Below are 20,839 nucleotides of genomic sequence, written 5' to 3'. Positions count from 1 at the left end.
CAATTATGAGTTAGCTCTAGGGGATTAAATTTAAAACCTCTAATTATAACATAAATCTTTTTTGCAAGAGGTCTATTTACTAATAAAGTTGTTAAAATTTAGCTCAGGTTGCCAGTATGCACAAGTTTGAACAGGGAGAGAATAGGGCTGTGAGGTTCAAAAACATTATCCTAAATAGACGAAAAAATAATATTGCTGTCACTGAAGGATCTCGCGACCTCAAAAATCCTCTCAAAAAAACTCCCTTGACTGCAATTAACCGCTTCATTTCTCGGTTAAGCATTGCCAAAAAAATTAATTATGGCTACTCACTAGCAATTGGAATAGCCGTACTAGGAGCCACAGGGGGAATGATCTGTGGAGACTATTACCAAGACCAAGCTTTCCAAGCTCTAACTTTCGCCGACCAGCAACAGGATTTGCTCAGGGATTTAGAATATTCCGTGCAGGTAGTGCAGTCACATCCCAAACGACTAATATCTATCTTGGGAGATTCAATCTGGTTTGAATATGAAACTGCTAAGTTCTCGAAAGATGTTAAGGTCGTTAAAAAACTTATTGCAGAAATAGACACTTTTAGTGAAAAACATTCCACAGAATTAGCAGTAAATTATGCTGAATTAAAGAAATTGTTAGATGGTTACACAACTGCGACAGATTCGTATTCTCAATTGCTCACATTTTTTTGGCAAGAAATAGCTTCCTCCTCGCTAAAACCAGAAGAAGTTAAAGAGGCACAGCAGCAGGTATTGGATTTAATCAGAGGGGATAGAGCAGTTAAGCTCGATGTTAAGTTTGAGCGACTGTCAGAGAGTTTAAGCTTGATGACAGAAGTAGCTAAGGCACAGCAAAGACAAGCCTACATTAATTTTAAGATAGCTGAGAAATTGCGAGTGCAAATCATCGTAATGAGTATGTTAGTGTCAGTTGTGATCGCTACTTTTCTAGCCATCTGTACCAGCCGCGCGATCGCCATCCCTATCCAAGCTGTAACCAGCGTTGCTAAAACTATTACTCAACAAGCAAATTTTGATTTGCAAGCACCTGTCACCACAGAAGATGAAGTAGGAACCTTAGCAAAATCCATCAATCAATTAGTTCAATGGGTAGCAGAATACACTGATGAATTAGAGCTGGGTCGCCAAACTTTGGAAGAGCGAGTAGAAGAAAGAACAGAAGAGCTTACAGCAGCGCTTCACCAACTTAAACACACCCAAACCCAGTTAATTCAAACCGAAAAAATGTCCAGTTTAGGGCAGATGGTGGCAGGCGTCGCCCATGAAATAAACAACCCTATTAACTTTATTCACGGCAACCTAGAATACGCCAACGAGTATGTTATAAACTTGCTGCATTTACTTCGTCTCTATCAGCAGGAATACCCGCAACCCACAGAGGCGATCGCAGAAGAAATCGCAGAAATAGAACTAGACTTTATCACAGAAGATTTACTAAAACTGCTTGAATCTATGAAAATAGGTTCAGAACGCATCCGGCAAATAGTTTTGTCTTTGCGAAACTTCTCTCGCTTAGATGAAGCTCAAATGAAATTAGTTGATATCCATGAAGGTATTGACAATACACTATTGATTTTGAACAGTCGGCTCAAGCAGGGAATTGAAGTTGTCAAAAACTATGGACACTTGCCAGAAGTAGAGTGTTATCCAGCGCAGCTAAATCAAGTATTTATGAATATTATAGCCAATGCGATAGATGCACTAGAAGGGTCATCCCAGGACTCTAAAAAAGGGAAAAATCCTCAGATTTTAATTCAGACGCAAAAGTTGGATAGTAGCCAAATTCTGGTGCGAATTTGCGATAACGGCCCTGGCATTCCATCCGCCATCCACAGTAAGCTATTTGACCCATTTTTTACAACTAAAGAACCAGGAAAAGGCACTGGTATCGGACTCGCAATTTGCTACCAGATTGTGGAAAAACATCGGGGGAAAATAGAGATAATTTCATCTTTGGGAGGGGGAGCAGAGTTTGCGATCGCACTCCCCGTCTCATCTCAAACTTGAAGCTAGATATTGTCTATTTTGAGAACATTAATGTGTTAACGACGGCACATAATTTGTTATTCGACTATTGAAACTCAGCTCCCACAGCCGCCCAATTTCCCAAACCAGCCGATTTGCTCAACGAGTTGAAGACCGGACGTAAAAAATCCGGGGCGAACTTGGCAGGCAGATATAGAGGCCCTTTTGGACTTAGTAAAAAACCATTAGCGCGAAAATTGAGCGGCAAACAGAAATCTTGGTGACAAGAAATCTGAAACCGTTGAATCACAAATGATGGAAATGGATGGGGGCGGAGGGACTTGAACCCACACGACCGTTTCGGGTCAACGGATTTTAAGTCCGTAGCGTCTACCATTCCGCCACGCCCCCCTTTGGTCTAACTGCTGTGGTTTTGAGCCACTAACAGCAACAGCCTTTTATTCTACAGGCAAAACCCCAATTTACGCAACCCCTAATCAAAAAATTCTCAAAAGTCGCGCTGGATCTCCCCAAGCGGTACAATAGTTAACCAGCTAACGGAGCGTGTCAACTGACTTACCCGTGTTATTAATCCCCTAAAGCAAATCTATGTATATTACCTTACTGCTTTACGCCGTCTTGGCAGGAGCCTACCTCCTGGTAGTACCCGCGGCCACCTACGCTTACCTGAACAGCCGCTGGTACGTCGCTACCTCTTTTGAGCGCGGCTTCATGTACTTCTTGATGTTCTTCTTCTTCCCAGGTATGTTTCTCCTAGCTCCATTTTTGAATTTTCGGCCCAAACGGCGGCAGATAGAAGCCTAAATGCGACGTATTGACGTAATTGGAATCAGTGTCGGCTTTTTTGTAGCAGGTGGGTTTGTCTACTTGCTACTGCAATTTGCCGGACTCGACAGTATGAATGCAGGGATTTGGAGTCAGTTATTTTTGGTCGCCGGCTTGATTGGCTGGCTGGTGACTTATTTATTTCGAGCACTGACTCAAAATATGACCTACAGCCAGCAATTGCAAGACTACAAAGAAGCTGTCTTGCAGAAGCAGCTAGATGCACTCACTCCTGAAGAATTAGCCAAACTTCAAGCCGAAATTGAGCAGGAAAAAGATAATTAGTCAGTGGTTAGTGGTCAGTTGTCAGTTGTCAGTGGTTAGCTGTTAGTTGTCAGTGGTTAGTGGTTATATCATGTCCGGTCGAGCGATCGCGATTTTTGTAGGGCGGGTTCACCAACAATACCGCCAATAATTTACAATCTCAAAAACCAGCCCCGACCGGGATATTATGGTTAATCGATCGGACATGATATTAGTTGTTATTAGCTAATACCAACTGCCAACAACCAACTGCCAACTGCCAACAACCAACTGCCAACAACCAACTGCCAACAACCAACTGCCAACAACCAATGACTGATGACTAATAACTAATGACTATTTCTAATTGTTTTGAAACGTTACGCAAGAACCACCAATGTGCATTGATTCCTTTTATTACTGCTGGCGACCCAGACTTGGAGACAACGGCTAAAGCACTGCAAATTTTGGATGATAACGGTGCAGACGTGATCGAGCTTGGCGTTCCCTATTCTGACCCGCTAGCTGACGGGCCGGTGATTCAAGCCGCTGCTACAAGGGCTCTACAGCGGGGAACGCGGTTAGATGCGGTGCTGGAAATGGTAGCGAAAGTTAGTCCAAATTTGCGATCGCCCATCATTCTCTTCACATACTACAACCCGATTTTGTACCGAGGTATAGAAACCTTCTTGCAGCAAATCAAAAGTGCTGGAGTTCAGGGATTGGTTGTACCAGACTTGCCCTTAGAAGAAGCAGACAGTCTCATCCAACCTGCCAACAAATTAGGGATTGAACTAACATTATTAGTTGCTCCGACAAGTCCCAAAAGTCGTATAGAAGCGATCGCTCGTCAGTCTCAAGGATTTATTTACTTAGTCAGTGTGACGGGGGTGACGGGAGTACGCGAAGGCTTAGAAACGAGAGCAAAAGAGTTGCTGCAAGAACTTCGCGCCGTCACCGACAAACCCATCGGCGTCGGGTTTGGTATATCGCAACCCGAACACGCTCGCCAAGTGAAAGAATGGGGTGCAGATGCTGCGATTGTTGGCAGTGCTTTTGTCAAACGCTTGGCAGAAGGTACTCCCGAACAGGGCTTAGAGGCGATCGGCGAATTCTGCAAAAGTCTAAAAACAGCGATTCAAAATCCTTAGCAACTGTACAGATACTTTCAGCCATTAGACAGATGTGTGCGATCGGGATGTGCCATCACAATTGCGATTAAAGACCTTGTTGTACTTGAGATAATACACCACATTCCTTCTAGTTCCTGACTAGAAGGTTTTTTTTGGGACGAACACGCACAACATTTCAACATAGTGCGCGTCTGGAGATCAAAACAGCTATGTATGGAAACGGCATTGCTTTGTCCGGCCCAGGGTGCTGCGACTTTTAATAATTGGTAGAAGATTGAGGATTATTCATTCCTTCTTCCTGATTGCTGATTTCTATCCGGTCGCCAAGCCGAAGAGCCTTCTTATTTCTTCCTTCTTCCTTCTACTATAACTTAAGGAATGTAACTTGGGATAGATGAAAAACTACGGTTTCTATTCCTATACTTAAAAAAGTGTTTAAGTACCTAATTTGGTAAGGCTAGACATCGACAAAGCCACAAGGCATTTGAACATCTCACAATAGAAAGGAGCATTTTTATGAAGAGACTAACTGCATTTCTGAAAAAAATTCGAGCTGTACAAATTTTAACAGTTTTTCTGGCTGGCATTTTAGTATTTGTGAGTACGGCTTGCAGCAGCGCCCCTGATATTATGGCAGGAAAAACTGATGTGATGACAGGAAAAGGAAAAACTGCCGACCAAATTAGAGAAGAAGTGCCGACCGGGGCTGTAACGTCCGAATTCAAAGGCGGCATGAACGATTACAGCGATGTCGATCCTAGAAACAAAAAGGTGACAACAACAGAAGCAAAAGCTCAGCTTCTCAAAGAGCAAGCGCAGCACCGCATTGACACGAAATCTAGCAACAATGTCGGTGAAAATGTGCGGCGGGTAGCGGATGATGCGCCTGAAAAACTCGACCAAATTGGCCAAAAGGTCAAGGACGATGCTCGCACCGCCCAGCGCAAAGCTGATGACTTTGGCGACAAAACCAAACAAGGCTTTGCTAATCTTAAAGAAAACACTCGCGAAGGCTTGAAGGGAGCAAAAGATATTGTTAAAGAAGCCACCGAGGGAGCAAAAGAAAGAGTATCAGAAGGTACTGAGTCTCTGAGATATAATACCGCCGGCGGCCAAGAAAATATCAATGATGCAGCACGAGATGCAAGATAGAAGGCTCAAGATGCCTCAGACAATATTTGCTAGAAAGTGAATGGAGATATTGACTGAACTCAACGAGCGGCCGAAAGAGCCACAGACGACTAATCTCAAATAACGCTGTTTCCTTTTCGGGAAGCTACATTCCGACAGGGGTTTTAACCCCTGTCGGAATGTAGGTAAAGTCAATCGATTTTAGATTTTAGATTTTATAGCGTTTCCTTAGCTGATCAGGTACAACCAATCCTTATCCATTAAGGATTTTAGCTCTAAAAATGTACCTCATTTGACTGAGAAACGCTATAGCCCTCTTTTGTCACTTTCGGCAAAAAATAATTAGTAACGCTTAGAGCGTCAGACTTTTACCAAAAACCTTGATTTCAGCCATTCTGTTAGAAAATAAATGCTCAAATCCTTAATATATCTACAGTTGAAAATTGGGTTCTCATTTTTAATTTTTCAGAGTGACAAAAGAGGGATAGATTTTAGATTGAAGCATTGATTCCACGGATGAATCCGGGGGCTTGTATCCTGAGTGCTTTCGGTCATGTGAAGACTACTGCCTATTAATATTTGATTGGGTTTTAACCGCAGGGAGGGCTATGAGGCCGGAAGTAGAGTGCAGGGGGGTTTCACCACAATCCAACGGCCCTGTCCTTTTCTAGGGGGGACTGGAGGGCCACTGCTTTCACGACGGATTCTTTATAATTTCTATAGATTGTATTTGGACTTTTTAAGGTAATAACTTTTTGATCTGCTTTGCGGAAATTTTGGCGTGCGAGCTATATTAAATTTAATTAATTAGCAATTGTATGTTTGAAGACATGATGAGGCAGTGTTTATACGGTATTTCGCGTTCATTGAATCGCATTTGAGATTAACAGTAGAAACTTATACGTAAGTAAAAAGCTTTAATCGCGATCGCCCAAGTATAAAATATTGTTCTTTAATAGATAATTTGATTTTTTGATCGACAGCTCGAAAATTATGCTGTTTATGCCCTAAGATAGATACACTAAGTTTTGTCAAGTTAATGTCTGGGTTGAGGTCAGCCAATATGGACACAATAATAAATGCAGTATATTTGACTAGCGTAATACCGGGGTATCGCTCGATCGCTCAATCGCGCAATCGTACACAGATTCTCGATAGGCTATCGATCGGTTCATGCGTGAGAAAGACCAACAATTGGCAGCTAAAATTATCAAACCTACGTCATTGTGGCGGAGGATTTGCGGGAGGCGGTGCTGCCACAATCCCAAAAAGTTGCATTAGCGACCGTTAATTGCATCGGTAGAAATAGTCCTCACCCGAACAGACATTCTCGACGAACTCGAACGCAGACCGATTATTTACAAATACATTAAACATTCCAATCTTTCAATTAATTTTACCTGTTACCTGCTAGATTGAGGTGTATAAATTTTAGCAAACAGAGGCCACGGATTCGGGATATATTCGAGCCGTAATCCGCAGCCAATCGACAGGCGAAATGGAGGCAAACCTTATCTTGGGAATTGTGTTTTGATGCTAGTAACGATGATGCACGACTTTTATGATGCACTGGCACATTTGGCAATCTATGCAGATGCCGCACCGGCGGAGCGCCAACAAATCCTGAAGCGCGTTGGGGCTAGTCAGAAAAAACTCAAAGAATTCGCGCATCATACGCCGATAAATTACCAACACAAGTTCGATCTGCTTGAGGCAGAATTGCTGGGCGTTTTGGGACAGATAGCAGAAGCAATGGAACTGTATGATCGAGCTATTACCGGAGCTAAAGCTAACGAATATGTCAATGAAGAAGCTCTTGCCTGCGAACTCGCTGCTAAATTTTACCTGTCATTAGGAAGGGAAAAAATTGCCAGACTCTACATGATAGATGCCTATGATTGCTATGTCCGCTGGGGAGATAGAGCAAAAATAGACGACTTAGAAAAACGTTATCCTCAATTATTAAAGCCGATTTTAGAACCCGCCAAACTCCCTGCAAATCCCTTAGCAAATTTTCCAACACCTGCGGGGCAAAATCCATCGCTTCATCCATCCATTCATCCATCCATTCATCCGTCTGTTTCGGCGAGTGTCTCAGATTTCGGGAATTTTTCAACACTGCTAAAAGCTTGTCAAGCGCTCTCTAGTGAAAGAGAACTCGATCGACTGATTGCCAAACTGATGCAACTGGCGATGAAAAATACAGGAGCTGACAAAGGAGCGCTGATTTTACCAAACGGCAATCAATGGGAAATCGCGGCTACCAGCACGCTCGACAATTCGGGAGTCGAGTGGGCGATCGACTTATCATCTGCAAAACTCGATGAAAACAGCGATATCTTGCCCCTTAAAATTGTTGACTGCGTTAAAAATTTATTGAAACCTGTGATTGTTCGGGATCTCGCTCAACAACGTGATTGGGATTCCGACTCCTACATCCTCAAATACCAACCGCAGAGCCTGTTGTGTTGGCCGATTGTCGATCAAGGCAGCTTAGTCGGCATTTTGTATCTGGAAAATCGCTTAACCGCAAGAGTTTTTACTCGCGATCGCCTGCAACTTCTCAATCTTCTGTCTTCCCAGGCAGCCATCTGTTTGCAAAATGCTCTTCTCTATAAAAAATATCAGGATTACAACCAACAATTAGAGCGATCGCTAGTAACAATTAGCCGAACCGAAGCTCAGCTTGCCGATCAGAAACAAATGCTGCAAGCAATTCTTGATGTGGCTCCGATTTGGATTTGGATGGTTAATCCCAGTGGTAAAGTACAGTTTTTCAACAAGACATTTTGTGAAGATGTAGGCGTGCCTCTGAGCGATTTCCTAGCTGTCGATCATTATAAAGATCTACTGGGGGAGAATGCAGCGGGCTGTCTGGCTTCCGATGCGGCCTGCCTTGCTCAAGAGTTGCCGCATTACTCCAGCGAAATTCTCAGACTTGTTGACGGCAAAATACACGATTTAGAAATCACGAAAGTGCAGTTAAAAAATTCCCAGGGCGAGACAATCGGGATTATTGGTTTGGGTGTTGATGCAACTGAGCGCAAGCGAGCAGCCGAACTTTTGCAAGAGCAAAATCAACAGCTAGAACGAACTTTAAAAAATTTACAACAAGCACAACTGCAAATCGTGCAAAGCGAGAAAATGTCGGCATTGGGTAATTTGGTCGCCGGAGTCGCCCACGAAATTAACAATCCGATTGGGTTTATTTCTGGCAATTTAAGCGAAGGTAAAAGGAGTTTGGAAGATGTGATCGCACACTTAGAATTGTATCGCTCCGCTGCCTCGCCATCGGAAATAGCCGACCACGCCGAAGAGATAGACCTCGATTATCTTTTGGAAGATTTACCGAAGATGATTGATTCAATGCAACTCGGATGCGAACGCATTTGCAGCATCAGCAACAGTTTGCGTACCTTCTCCAGAGGCGACAAAGACTACAAAGTTCCTTTTAATATTCACGAAGGCATTGATAGCGCTATTTTAATTTTGAAACACCGCCTCAAAGCAAACGAACACCGCCCGCAGATCGAAGTGATAACTACATACGGAAATCTCCCTAAAATCGAATGTTTTCCCGGTCAATTGAATCAAGTTTTCATGAACCTGCTTGCCAATGCGATCGATGCCTTAGAAGAGTCAAATATAGGACGCAGTTTTAGCGAAATTACCGCCAATCCCAACCGCATCACGATTTGCACGGATATAGTCGGCGAAGGGTACATTAAAATTCAAATTGCTGATAACGGCACCGGGATAAAAGAGGAAGTTAAACAGCAGATATTCGACCATTTGTTCACGACGAAAGGTGTCGGCAAAGGAACTGGATTGGGGTTGGCAATTGTCCACCAGATTGCGGTAGAGAAACATGGCGGAAGCATCGAAGTGAATGGCGAGCCTGGAGTTGGCACTGAGTTTGCGATCGTTTTGCCTGTGAAGGGATAAATTTGAATTAAAATTCAATGTTTTTTGGGCGATCGCGTAATAAGATATACTGACTTTGATTGGGGTATTTTTTTGAAAGCCTTGGCATAACTCTTTTAAAGTAGCATCATTTTTTTGATCAAGCAGTCTGTGGTTTACAAGCTGTTGCTACTGTACTTAATGAACCTGAAATCTGCTGTATTTTAGACCCCCTATAAGTGAGTGCGTCACCCATTTTTAGTTGGGAGATGTCTATTATACAAAAAAATTAATCACCAAGGCTTCGCCCTACAAAAATTTATCTTAAATTTAACCAATCTTGAATTTCTTGCGCTAACCAAGCCGCCTCAACCTCTTTCAAATGGTTCCCTAAGACATAAAAGTAAGTTCCTGTATAGTTGCCTGAACGAATTCTGATTTGATTACCCCCAAAAAAAGAAGTATTGTATATAAAAGCACCCAAAATCTCAGAAAGTTCCCCCCTTTGTCCTAAATAACTCCAACCAAATATCTGATGTTCCAGTTTAAAGGAGTTCCGGTTAAATGTAATTTTATTACCATTGCCCACAATCTTAAGTAAGATACTTGTACTTGCTAGAATCGTAAACAATCCTAATCCCGTATAGAAATTTGGTTCGCCCAATACTAAGGTGATCGGCCTCAATAACAGTAGAATTAATATTCCTATTAAACAAGCACAGAAAAAAGGCTTTCTGACTAAAGTAGACGGAATTTTAATGTTTAACTCGGTTGCTGATTTGCTAACTTGAATGCGACTGTGAGGCGGTTTAGCAATTTTCCAAACAGTCGGAATTTGAAGATTAGCCCCTTGTATGTTTCCCGATTTCAAAGCTGCTAAAGCGTCTCTAGCCTTGCTGAAACGCTTTTCTAAGGCGATTTCCGTCATCTTCTCAATCCAGCTTACCAAAGTGGGATTCACACTCACGCGATCGCTAAACTGAATCCGAGAATCTTTCTGTGGCAAATCCGCAGGAGTCATCCCCGTTAACAAATGAATTAAAGTAGCTCCCAAAGCATACAAATCCGAAGCCGCCACCGCCCGCCCCCAAAACTGTTCTAAGGGTGCATAGCCACTCGTTCCTACCACTGTAAACGTTACACCTGTCACCGCCGCTTGAGCTTGTACCGCACCAAAATCTACTAGATAAACGTGCTGATCTTCCCCCAAAATTAAATTACTCGGCTTAATATCTCGGTGCAAAACTGGGGGGCTTAATTCATGCAAATAAATTAAAATTTCCAGCAATTCAGTGGCAATTTTTCGTACTTGTTTTTCTGAAAATTTCTTGCCTTTTTCTAACAATTCCTGAAGTGAAAATCCCGGAATATAATCTTGCACTAACCCAAACCAAGGCAATCCTTCTCCGGCTTCCCGCTCCAGGGAAAAATAATCTCGATAGCAAGGAATGCGGGGATGATTTAGGGCCTGCAAAACTTGTGCTTCTCTTTCAAAAAGCTTGAGTTCTTCCCAGTGCATTTCCGGGCTAAAAGCTAACATTTTCAGTGTCACCTGTTCTTGAGACTCTAAATCTACTGCTAGCCAAGTTTGATGACCGGCCGCTGTGCGTCCTAAACGCTGTTGCAATTGATAACGTTCTTGTAAAATTGTTCCTGGATTTAACACAGCCTTGTCCTATTTTTTTTACTTACAGGAAATCTTCTTCACTATTAAATTAACTATTTTGCCGAGAGCGTTAAATTGCTAGTCGAAGTAATTACCCGTGCATTTCTCCATTCGGCATAATTGTACCGCGCCACTGAGCACCTGATAAATTAGCCGTGCTCAAATCTGCCCTAATCAAAGTTGTGCGGTGCAAAATTGCCTCCCGCAAATCGGTTCTAGCCAGATAAGCATCAGTCAGATTAGCTTCACTCAAATTTGCCTGATTAAAATTAGCTCGACTCAAATCAGCCCGCACCAAATTAGCTCGACTCAAGTCAGCCATGATTAAATTAGCATTGCTCAACTTAACATCAGTCATAAATGCACCCCGCAAGTTAGCGCCAGCCAATTCAGCATCAATTAACACAGCTCTTTCCAACTTAGCATTTGCCATTACAGCCCAGGAAAAATTTGTTTCTACCAAAGTTGCTTCAGTCAAAAATACGCCATCTAAAATAGCTTCGCTCAAATTTGCCTGAGTCAGATTTGCTTCCCCCAGAGATGCTTCTGTCAAATTCGCGTGACTGAGATTAGCTTTAGTCAAATCTGCACCTTGCAAATTGACGCCCCGCAAATCTGCACCTTGCAAATTTGCACCCCGCAAATTTGCACCCTCAAAAATCCGCGGCTCCTTCCGCAAATTTGCACCCCGCAAGCACGCACCGCGCAAATCAGCACCTTGCAAATTGACACCTCGCATATCTGCATCGCTCAAATTTGCATCGATAAAAACTGCCAAAGAGATATTGGCTCTGCGAAAATCTGCACCTTGCAAAGTCGCTCCGTGGAAGTCTGCATCGGACAAATTGGCTCCGCTCAAGTTTGCCTGATTTAAGTTAGCACCGCACAACTTTGCATTAGTTAAATTTGCGCGCTGAAGGTTAATTCTGCTCAGGTACGACATCGCTAAGTTTGCACCCCAGAGGTCAGCACTGCTTAAATTGACGCCAATTAAATCGGCACCACTCAGGTATATCCCTCTGAGATTCATACCTTGAAAATCTAGTTCTCCTGATGTATATCGCCTTAAAATTTCGCTGGCATTCATATTTGTTTTTGTTGTGAATTAGGTACAATCTGCTATTTCTAGACTGCTTAAGTTTCTGTTCGCGCAGGCGGACTTAATTTTTGTAGCGCCAGACTTGAGTCTGAGAAATTTGATAAAATTTCTTGAATTTCAGTTGACCCAGGCGGACTTAGTTTGTGTTACCCAAGACTTGAGTATGGCATTTAATGAGTTTGATTGACAAATTCTTGAGTCCAAAAAACTGTTTTGCTGCCTAACTGTCGCCCGTGAATTTTCACATGAGTAAGATATTTTGATTTTAAAGTACAGAGTTTTTTGTGAATGTATGTAGCTGTAGCCTGTTGGTTTGGTACTTCAGCAGACTCCAGAATTACATGGAGCCAACCATCTTTAAATCCCGCTGTAGCAGCAATTCCTTTAGGCTGTAGCAATTGATTAATCAATTGGGCGATCGCCTTTGGTTTGCCTTGCTTTGCCATTTCCAGAAGCTGATACTGATTTGCTTTATGGTTAGAGTTTTCCGGCGGTATGTCGGAAATATTGTCTGCCATGTTTTCTGGGACTTCAGAAGGATATTTTCCGCTTTCTTTTGACTCCAGTTCAATCAAAATTTCCAGCAATTTATCGGTAAACTTCTGAACTTTGCCTACATACTCTCTGAGATTTTTATATTTCCAGTACAAACGCTCCTCAGCACTTCCCGTAGAAAATTTTCCGTTCAAAGCAGCTTCTAACTGGGTGAATATATTTTCTATTTGCGCCGTTGCGGAGTTAGCACTTTGACTGACTAATTCTGTCATTTCTTCTTCCAATTCCAATTTTCGTTTGATGGAATCGCTAATATTTATAATAACAGGATCAGCAGGTTCTAAAATTTCGATAATAGTCGGCATTTCTGCAACTGGGAATGTTTCTACGATTTCCTGTCTGAACTCGGTAGCATAATTATTATTGCTGGTTTCGGGTTCTTTAAACGGTAGATTTTCTGCCGTATCGGGGACTAAGTAACTTTTCTGGGGGTCATAATGATAGTGAGGTGGAGCAGCTTGAAGGATGTGAGTAATCTCGCCTGGATCAAAATAATCGGTGCGCCTGTCCACCAGCTCGCTCTCTTCATAAACACTGTTGTTTAAATGTGTCTGATCGTAATCTTCACTAGCCGAAGATTCGGCTTCATAGGATTCTTCCTGTTGCATTTTTGCGTAACAAGGATTCATCGCTTTGATGATTACGCTCGCAGCTTGGTCGTTTTCATCTCTGTTGTCGAGATTGCTAGCAGTTCTGTACAACTGAGATTCCAGTTCAGCTAGGCTACCACAGACATTAAACAGTTGTCGCAGCAGAGTGTCAAGTTCTTGAGTTTTCAGCAGTAGCCAGTCGCGATCGCTAAAAGTAAACTGGTGATAAAGAGTAGAAAAAATTAGGATTTTCGCCCTCAGCGGATTTGTTTGCTGCAAAATTTTTTGTCTGACATCAAATAATTTGCCGGGGTTTCTTGCACTTTCTTCGCTGCTGGGTACTTCGGAACTAAAGTGCTCTTCAAATGCGGGAGCTTCCTGACCGCCAAAACTAGATATGTTTACTTCTAATTTGGTGAAGTCTTCAAATTCATACAGCCTGCTAAGTTGACAGACTATGAGGTCTGCTACTAAAGCATACTCTGTTTTTTTATTAACCTTAGAGACTATACTATTTAAAACAGCTTCAATATCTTCTAACCTGCTGTATTTGGCGCACAGTTCTTCAATTAAAATCCTTACATCTGCGCTGGCGAGTTGGGCGGGGTCGTTTTCCCAGAACTCTTTACAAGCAAAAAATATTATTTTTTTAATGCGCGAGATATTGACATCTTGTTCTAATTCGCGAACAACTTCATCTAAAATAGATAAAGCTTTCATAGTTTTCCTCCCATAAAAATACCCCGTCAACACTCAGCAAGAAATAATACAATTATACCACATTTGATAAATGCAAGACTTTGATGCGATCGTAATTGGCAGCGGTATTGGGGGCTTAGTCGCAGGCTCGATGCTAGCTCGCTACGGCAAGCGGGTGCTCGTCTGCGAGAGCCACATCATAGCGGGCGGGGCAGCTCACAGCTTTTCGCGCCGAGGATTTCACTTTGATTCGGGGCCTTCTTTTTATTGCGGTTTGACTGATCCGCAGTCGTTTAATCCTTTGCGGCAAGTTTTTGATGTTTTGGAGGAATCGATCGCAGCAATTTCCTACGATCCGCTGGGGCATTACCATTTTCCAGAGGGAAGTTTACCGATTTATGCTAATGCGAGAAGTTACTTAGATGCTGTAGCTAAGTTCGCACCGCAAGGTGCTGTAGAATTACAGCAATTTCAACAAAACTTATTAGTTTTGTATGAAGCTTTGCGTGGAATTCCGGCTTTAGCGCTGAGATCCGACTGGCAGTTAATACCTGTTTTGCTGTCTCGGTACTCGCCTGCTTTGCTGAAGCTGTTGCCGCTAGTAGGTGCGATCGCGGGTTCAGCCGGTTCCTTGATGGATCGGGACGTGCGTGACCCTTGGGTGCGACGTTTGATAGATTTGGAGTGCTTTTTGCTGTCGGGTTTGAAAGCGCACGGAACTGTCGCGCCGGAAATAGCTTTTATGATTGGCGAACGATCGCGCTGTGCGATCGAATATCCTGTAGGTGGCAGCGGTGCGATCGTCGATGCTTTAGTCAGAGGTTTGCAGCGCTGGGGAGGAAAATTGCGCCTGGGATCTGCCGTCGAGCAAATATTAGTTGAATCCGGCAAAACCACCGGAGTTCGCTTGAAAAATGGCGAAGTTATCCGCGCCCCAATTGTCATTTCAAATGCCACAATCTGGGATACTTATACAAAATTACTGCGGCCTGAAGATTTGCCGGAAAGCTACCGAAAAAGCGCTTTGTCGATGCCCGCAGTAGACAGTTTTATGCACCTGCATTTAGGAATTAAAGCCGAAGGACTCGAAGGTTTGACCGGCCACCACGTCGTCGTTCACGACAGCAAGATTGACATTACAGTACCCGGAAATACTTGCATGATTTCGATTCCTACAGTGTGGGATGCAACTCTCGCGCCCCCCGGACATCACGCCGTTCACGCTTATACATTGGAACCTTACGAAGGTTGGGAATATGGCGAATTGTATCACCAGAAAAAGCAAGAGCGATCGCAATCTCTGTTTCAAGCTTTAGAAAGAATTATACCGGATTTGCGATCGCGAATAGTCTTAGAGTCGATCGGCACACCGCTCACCCACGCCCGATTTTTACGCCGATATCAAGGAACTTACGGGCCTGCAATCGCCGCCGGAAAAGGCACATTTCCCGGCCCGCAAACACCAGTCAAAGGCTTGTATCGGGTGGGAGACAGCACTATGCCCGGAATTGGCGTCCCCGCCGTCGCAGCATCGGGTATTTTGTGCGCGAATACTTTGGTAAATTCGGATGTTACAGCACAATTTTTATAAGCGAAGGAAGTTCGGCAACGGATTATGTAACGGATGTAACGGATGTAACGGATAGAAGGAAGAAGGAAGTTCGGCAACGGATTATGTAACGGATGTAACGGATGTAAAGGATAGAAGGAAGAAGGAAGAAGGGAAATTAACTGGTTCCCTGCCTCTGGCTGGGAACCGAGATCCAGAGGCTCTGCCTCGCTTGCAAAAAACAGGAGGCAGAGCAATAGTGAAATGCGTTCCCAGCCAGAGCCAGGGAACGAGGAAAACGAGGAAAAAACTACTTTTTACAAAATCTGCCTGCTCCCAAAACTGATTATCCACCAGCGGCAAAAGCGCCCATAATTGCGATCGACAAAGCCAAACCTGGCAACAGCAGCAATCCTAACATCAAAGCATCGTGTCCGCTCATCACTTTCTCCTGATATTGACCTTTGACATTATACTCTATAAACTGCCATCTTGCCTCGACCTTAATAATTAATTAAAACCGACATATAGATTCAGGATTGACAGGGCAAATTTTATTAACAATGGGATTCCCGCGCAAGTCCAGGGTAGTTAACTTTTGCAAAGATTGCAGGGAACTGATATCAGAGATTTGATTGTTGTACAAGTCTAGTAAAAATAAATTATTTAAAGCTTGTAGCGCGCTGCTATCCGAAATCGGATTGTTGAACAGATAAAGTTCAGTCAAATTAGTTAACGATTTCAGTGGACTGATGTCTGAGATTTGATTGTTACCGAGGTTAAGTTCAATTAAATTAGTGAGCGATGTCAAAGGACTAATATCTGATATTTTATTTTGGAATAAAACTAATTTATTTAAGTTAGTTAGAGATTCCAGCGGAGTCAGGTCAGATATTTCATTTCCGAAGAGAAACAGCGTAGTGAGATTTTTTAAAGAACTAAGCGGGGTAATATCCGATATTTTATTATTGTAAAGGTAGAGTGTCTGGAGTTCCGTTAAATTTTCCAGAGGGGCGAGATCGGAAATTTGATTGTTGTAGAGAATCAGCGCATTTAAGTTAGTTAAATTTTTCACCGGAGTGATGTCAGAAATTTTGTTGTCAAACAAGACAAGTGCGGTAAGATTAGTTAGATCGGCTAGGGGACTGATGTCTGAGATTTGATTGGTATCGATAACGAGTATAGTCAGATTTATTAGAGATGAAAGCGGGCTGATATCTGATATTTGATTGACATCTATAACCAGAGTTTTTAGATTGGTTAAAGATTGCAGGGGAGCGATGTCAGATATTTGATTACTGCCGAGGATGAGATTAGTAACTTGAGTGAAAGATGAGAGGGGGCTAATATCGGTAATTTGAAGATTTTTGAGGTTAATTTCTTTTGTATTAGAAAGCAGTTCGTTAGCTCGATCGCACTCGGAAGAATCTGATATTTGCAACAGTATCTCTACCGTATGTTTGGCGTCGGGCGAGAGATTCTCTTTTTGCTTGCACCAATCGGGAAAGTTATTATAATTTGTCATGGGCTGTGCTGTCTTAATCGATTTTAGATGCGAGATTTGAAATTTTAGATAAGTATAGCAATTCTATTTCATTTGTGAATGAGATTTTTTTCTGATTTTGAGAAATTTCCGCAAAAATTGTGTAAAGTAATCTTAACATCCTTAATTGCATTGCATTCGCAGGAGCCAAGAGCCAACTATGACACCAGAACTAATTTTTAATGTCGGTAATCTGTTCGTTGTGCCTTTCTGGGCAATTATGATTTTATTACCAAACTGGGGAATTACCCGAAAAGTGATGAATTCCTTTATTCCGTTTGCAGTGCTAGCCGTTTTGTACATATATTTGTTTGGTAGCAGTCTGACTGCGGAAAATGCGGCTGCTTTGTCGAATCCTAAGTTAGCAGATATTGCTAAGTTTCTGGGGGAAGAAACGGCGGCTGCTACGGGATGGATACATTTTTTAGTGATGGACTTGTTTGTCGGGCGCTGGATTTATTTGGAAGGACAGCGGACAGGAGTTTGGACGGTTCATTCTTTGGCTTTGTGTTTTTTTGCTGGGCCGATGGGATTGCTTTCTCATATTGTAACTGCTTGGATTACTCAAAGGTTTTTCCCGAATTCTGAAAGTCTTTCAGGGGCGGACAAGATGCCCACCACACAAGAAAATTGATGTATTGTGGAACGGGCCGCTCGTGCCCGTTCGTCCCTAAGAAGGGCGCAAGTTATCAATAACAATATAGAGCGTAGCTAAACCCGCTCCTTGTATTTTGAAAGAGGTAGATGGCTGTTTAATGTTGGGTGGGGCGGGTTTATGAGATTATGGGTTTTAGGCAATTATTGTTGGTGAAACCCGCCCCTATAATCCTCGATCGCAGCTTGGAAATTTTACAAAATTTTGCAATATTAAGAATTGGCTAGGGGCAGCACTAAACGAGCGACAATTAAATTGTTTTCTAACATTTCTATGGAAAAGTTTCCCCCCATTAAGCGTACCGCTCGCTGACAAATTAAGAGATTTTGGACGATCGACCTATTGGAACTAGAAACCGCTAATATATCGGGTTCGGAATCCCCGTTGAAGGCTGCAATGAAGTGTCGATCGCACGCGCCGCTATCGATTACAGACAATTCTAACAAATCTTCCCCCAACAACTGAGAGCGAATATCAATCTTGGCGCCAACAGCAGAGCGCCTGCAAGCCGTCGCCAGCAATTCGCACAGGATCAAATCCAGCTTGATGCTGTCCCCGCGAACGCTCAAAGTCTGACCTGCAGGCATCGACACAGCAGTTTCTCTGTGCACTTCCAGCAAGACTTTAGACTGTTTCACCAGGGGGGCCGTTCGATCGAGCGATCGCCTCAGCCAAGCGCTCACAGGCACCGCATCTTGTCCGAATTGCAGCCGCCACTGTTCCTGTTTCAGCAGCAAATGAGTTGACCCCACAGCATTGCCAATGTGTCGCAAAACCTGTTGGTAGCGCAAAATTTTCAGAGCATCCTTTTGTTCCTTCGCCGACTGCAAAATCGACTGACTCAACTCCCCCAACTCCTTCACCCCCGCTCCCACAGTGCGGTAAAAGTCCTCAAAACGGCGCTGTTTGTACCAGTTGAGCAACTCCAGATCCAATCGCTGCGACTCCTGGATCGATTGCACCGCCAAATACCTGCGCCACCAAGCCAACTGAGACGCCATCGAGCTGAGTAAACTCACCGACAACTCCGACCACTGGCGGCCCGGAGCGTCTGCAGCCACCACAATGCCCGCCGGAGCGTGTTCTGGGGCCGTCCGCAGTGCCACCGTCAGAATCTCGCCAATTCCCGGACTGCGGAGCCACCGCTTCGTCGCCAGTTGCAGTTGGCTCGTGCTCTGTTGCAGCACCCCGCTAGCAGCCAGGGTTTGTTGGATCAAAGCATCTGTTTTGACAGGAATCACCGCCTCGGGATTGAGGGCAAATACGGGATTGGCAGCTAGCGCCGTCGCAATTGAACCTTCCTCCTCACCGGGATTCCAAGTAATTACGGCTACTAAAGGACAGGAAAGTGTCTCGGAAACGTGTTGAGCAAAGTTACGATCGAGCTTTTGTAGCGGCAACTCTGGGAACATCGTCGGTGAAGCAGCAAATATCTCTTGCTCAGATTGCTCATCAGGAGAATGGTGCAAAACCGCCAAACCCGATTTGAGCGATCGCTCAAATTGCTGATATTTGTCAATTGCCGAACTCTGCTGCCACGAGTGCAGGATCAATCCGAGTTGTTGGCTTACTAGCCGAACTAATTCTTGTTCAGATCGCCTCCAAGTGCGAGTTGCACTGTGCCCGACAACCAGCAAACCCTCGATCGATTTTCGATTAGCGATTTTCGATTTTAGATTCGGGTTTTCTCCCTCTTTCTTTTTCCCCCTCGTACTCGATGCCAAAAGCGATCGCACCCCCGCTTCCCCCAACACATCCCGCCAAGCGCCCAACCGCCCATCTTCCTCCCAATTTTCAATAGCCAGAGGTTCGCTTTCTTGCAACAGCCCCACGTCAGCCACATCGAGGGCATTGAGTGGCGACGGCACTGGCCTGCGGTTGCGCGGCAGATTTTGGCAGACAATTTCAAAGCGATTTTGTTCTTCGCCGTACAGCAGCAACAAAAAGTATTCGCATTTGAGCCGCTCACACAACTGTTCGGCGGTATGTTTCAAAGTCGCCTCCCAGTCAGCATCGCTGTAGATGGCGTGAGCTATTCCAGCAGTTAAATCTCGATCGATCTCAGTTTGTTGAATTTTATCCTCCATTTCCGACACAGGAGCCGTCAGAGCCACTAACTGCGCCACTCCCCGCAGATAATGCTTTTCATTGTCTTGCCAAATCCGGGGTTCGCTGGCTTCGACTGCCAAAAATCCCAACAATTCCCCTTCTGAAACAATCGGCGCAGCCAACAGAGAGCGAGCGCGGATTTGCTGCATCAACCGCCCCGTCAGCTCAGTTTTCAGAGAACTTTGAGATTCACCGATCCAAACCATTTCTTCCCTGCCCAAAGCCTGATAAAATTCGCCCAAGTCTTGAACGGTGATGCCCGAAGCCGCTCGGCCGGGCCCGCCCAAACCCGGAGCAACTTCGCGGTTGCTGACTCGGCGCCAAAAATAGCGCCGCTCTCGCTCGAACCAATAAACATTGGTGCGTGTCGGCTCAGTAAATTCATGAGTTTGTTCGACAACCGCTTGCAAGTATTGGTCGAGCGATCGCAATTCCCCCAACTGCGAAATCAGCGCTAAAAGAGACTCATCTGGGTGTTTAACTTGTTGTCGCTGCCAGTCTTTTTCTATTTGGTAAAGAGCAGTTGCTAGCGCTCCAAATACGATCGCCAACTGCGTTTTTTCCCCCGACTTGGGCGACGCTCCCCATACCTCAGTGCCGAGCAAAATCACGCCGTAGCAGCGGTCTTTGTAGCGCAGCGGAAACAGAGTCGTGCCTTGAATATTGAAAGTTTGAGCTGCTTTGCGCCATTCTCCGGCTCTACTTTCCGATCGCAAATCCGGGACTCCCACCGGCCGAAGCTGAATCACCACTTGTTCCAGCAAATCCCCTGGGCTGAGGGCAAACCGCTGTTTGAGAAAAGACTGGTCGCCGTTAGGAGTTATGCCGCCTTTCCCGAACAATCTGTGGGCCTGTCGATCGTACAACCCGATCCAAATCAACCGCCAGTCAAATTCCGCTTGCAAGTAGCCGAGTGTGGTCGAAAGTAACACTTCAACATTCTCCTCTTCTCGGAGAGTCTGGAGAACGCGCTCTAGGGTCGCGATTTGTTCGTCTAAATCCTTTGGTCTTTGCTGCTGCCCCATTTCCAAGCTTCCCCGCACCTTGTCTAATTTAAAATTACTAACTTAAATATTCACAAAAATAAAATGCCAAAGAGTCAACTTATAATATAATCGTCTCACTTATCCTTCAAT

13 protein-coding genes and 1 tRNA gene are annotated in these 20,839 nt (G+C 44.0%); 8 read left to right on the top strand and 6 right to left on the bottom strand.

Annotation, left to right across the window (positions count from 1 at the left end; genetic code table 11):
- Positions 1 to 116 precede the first annotated feature (116 nt).
- Positions 117 to 2,024, top strand: a complete 1,908-nt coding sequence (locus QUA07_RS22485) for an ATP-binding protein (RefSeq protein WP_333329421.1) — start codon at positions 117 to 119, stop codon at positions 2,022 to 2,024.
- 284 nt (positions 2,025 to 2,308) lie between these two features.
- On the opposite strand, the gene QUA07_RS22480 is transcribed toward QUA07_RS22485, so the two are convergent.
- A tRNA-Leu gene (locus QUA07_RS22480) sits at positions 2,309 to 2,393 on the bottom strand.
- A gap of 198 nt (positions 2,394 to 2,591) precedes the next feature.
- On the opposite strand from QUA07_RS22480, the gene ndhL reads away from it, so the two are divergent.
- The 5 genes from ndhL (at position 2,592) to QUA07_RS22455 (ending at position 9,280) form a co-directional block, all read left to right on the top strand.
- Positions 2,592 to 2,807 (top strand): NAD(P)H-quinone oxidoreductase subunit L, encoded by a 216-nt coding sequence (ndhL, locus tag QUA07_RS22475; RefSeq protein WP_193972727.1) that lies wholly within the window; start codon positions 2,592 to 2,594, stop codon positions 2,805 to 2,807.
- Positions 2,808 to 3,113, top strand: a complete 306-nt coding sequence (locus tag QUA07_RS22470; protein WP_333104690.1) for a DUF3007 family protein — start codon at positions 2,808 to 2,810, stop codon at positions 3,111 to 3,113. It begins immediately after the preceding gene.
- Positions 3,114 to 3,424: 311 nt separating this feature from the next.
- Positions 3,425 to 4,222, top strand: a complete 798-nt coding sequence (gene trpA, locus QUA07_RS22465) for a tryptophan synthase subunit alpha (RefSeq protein ID WP_333329418.1) — start codon at positions 3,425 to 3,427, stop codon at positions 4,220 to 4,222.
- Positions 4,223 to 4,720: 498 nt separating this feature from the next.
- Positions 4,721 to 5,356 carry a DUF6658 family protein gene (locus QUA07_RS22460; protein ID WP_333215591.1) on the top strand — a complete coding sequence of 212 codons (636 nt, stop codon included), beginning with the start codon at positions 4,721 to 4,723 and terminating at the stop codon, positions 5,354 to 5,356.
- A gap of 1,512 nt (positions 5,357 to 6,868) precedes the next feature.
- Positions 6,869 to 9,280 carry an ATP-binding protein gene (locus QUA07_RS22455; RefSeq protein WP_333329433.1) on the top strand — a complete coding sequence of 804 codons (2,412 nt, stop codon included), beginning with the start codon at positions 6,869 to 6,871 and terminating at the stop codon, positions 9,278 to 9,280.
- A gap of 277 nt (positions 9,281 to 9,557) precedes the next feature.
- On the opposite strand, the gene QUA07_RS22450 is transcribed toward QUA07_RS22455, so the two are convergent.
- The 3 genes from QUA07_RS22450 to QUA07_RS22440 all read right to left on the bottom strand — a co-directional run bounded on the left by QUA07_RS22450 (position 9,558) and on the right by QUA07_RS22440 (position 13,868).
- A complete protein-coding gene (locus tag QUA07_RS22450; RefSeq protein WP_333329415.1) occupies positions 9,558 to 10,904 on the bottom strand; it encodes a serine/threonine-protein kinase in 1,347 nt (448 codons plus the stop codon).
- A 91-nt stretch (positions 10,905 to 10,995) separates the two neighbouring features.
- On the bottom strand, positions 10,996 to 11,991 hold the full coding sequence (locus QUA07_RS22445) for a pentapeptide repeat-containing protein (protein ID WP_333083760.1): 996 nt from the start codon (positions 11,989 to 11,991) through the stop codon (positions 10,996 to 10,998).
- 182 nt (positions 11,992 to 12,173) lie between these two features.
- Positions 12,174 to 13,868: a hypothetical protein gene (locus QUA07_RS22440; protein WP_333329412.1), complete on the bottom strand. Its 1,695-nt coding sequence runs from the start codon at positions 13,866 to 13,868 to the stop codon at positions 12,174 to 12,176.
- Positions 13,869 to 13,938: 70 nt separating this feature from the next.
- Between QUA07_RS22440 and QUA07_RS22435 the strand changes: the two genes are divergently transcribed.
- Entirely contained in the window at positions 13,939 to 15,438 is a 1,500-nt protein-coding gene (locus QUA07_RS22435; protein ID WP_333329409.1) for an NAD(P)/FAD-dependent oxidoreductase, read from the top strand.
- A gap of 472 nt (positions 15,439 to 15,910) precedes the next feature.
- Here QUA07_RS22435 and QUA07_RS22430 read toward each other — a convergent pair whose 3' ends face one another.
- Positions 15,911 to 16,921 (bottom strand): leucine-rich repeat domain-containing protein, encoded by a 1,011-nt coding sequence (locus QUA07_RS22430; RefSeq protein ID WP_333329406.1) that lies wholly within the window; start codon positions 16,919 to 16,921, stop codon positions 15,911 to 15,913.
- A 178-nt stretch (positions 16,922 to 17,099) separates the two neighbouring features.
- Here QUA07_RS22430 and QUA07_RS22425 point away from each other — a divergent pair, with 178 nt between their 5' ends.
- Positions 17,100 to 17,573, top strand: a complete 474-nt coding sequence (locus QUA07_RS22425; RefSeq protein WP_333249384.1) for an ABA4-like family protein — start codon at positions 17,100 to 17,102, stop codon at positions 17,571 to 17,573.
- Positions 17,574 to 17,806: 233 nt separating this feature from the next.
- Here the strand turns inward: QUA07_RS22425 and QUA07_RS22420 are convergent, their stop codons facing one another.
- Positions 17,807 to 20,728, bottom strand: coding sequence for a GAF domain-containing protein (locus QUA07_RS22420; RefSeq protein ID WP_333329403.1), 2,922 nt, complete (start codon positions 20,726 to 20,728; stop codon positions 17,807 to 17,809).
- Between the last annotated feature and the right edge of the window lie 111 nt (positions 20,729 to 20,839).

The organism is Microcoleus sp. T3_A4, from assembly GCF_036700465.1.
Lineage (GTDB): Bacteria > Cyanobacteriota > Cyanobacteriia > Cyanobacteriales > Microcoleaceae > Microcoleus.
Note: the sequence above shows the minus strand (reverse complement) of the source record. Positions and strands in the feature narration are given on the sequence as shown.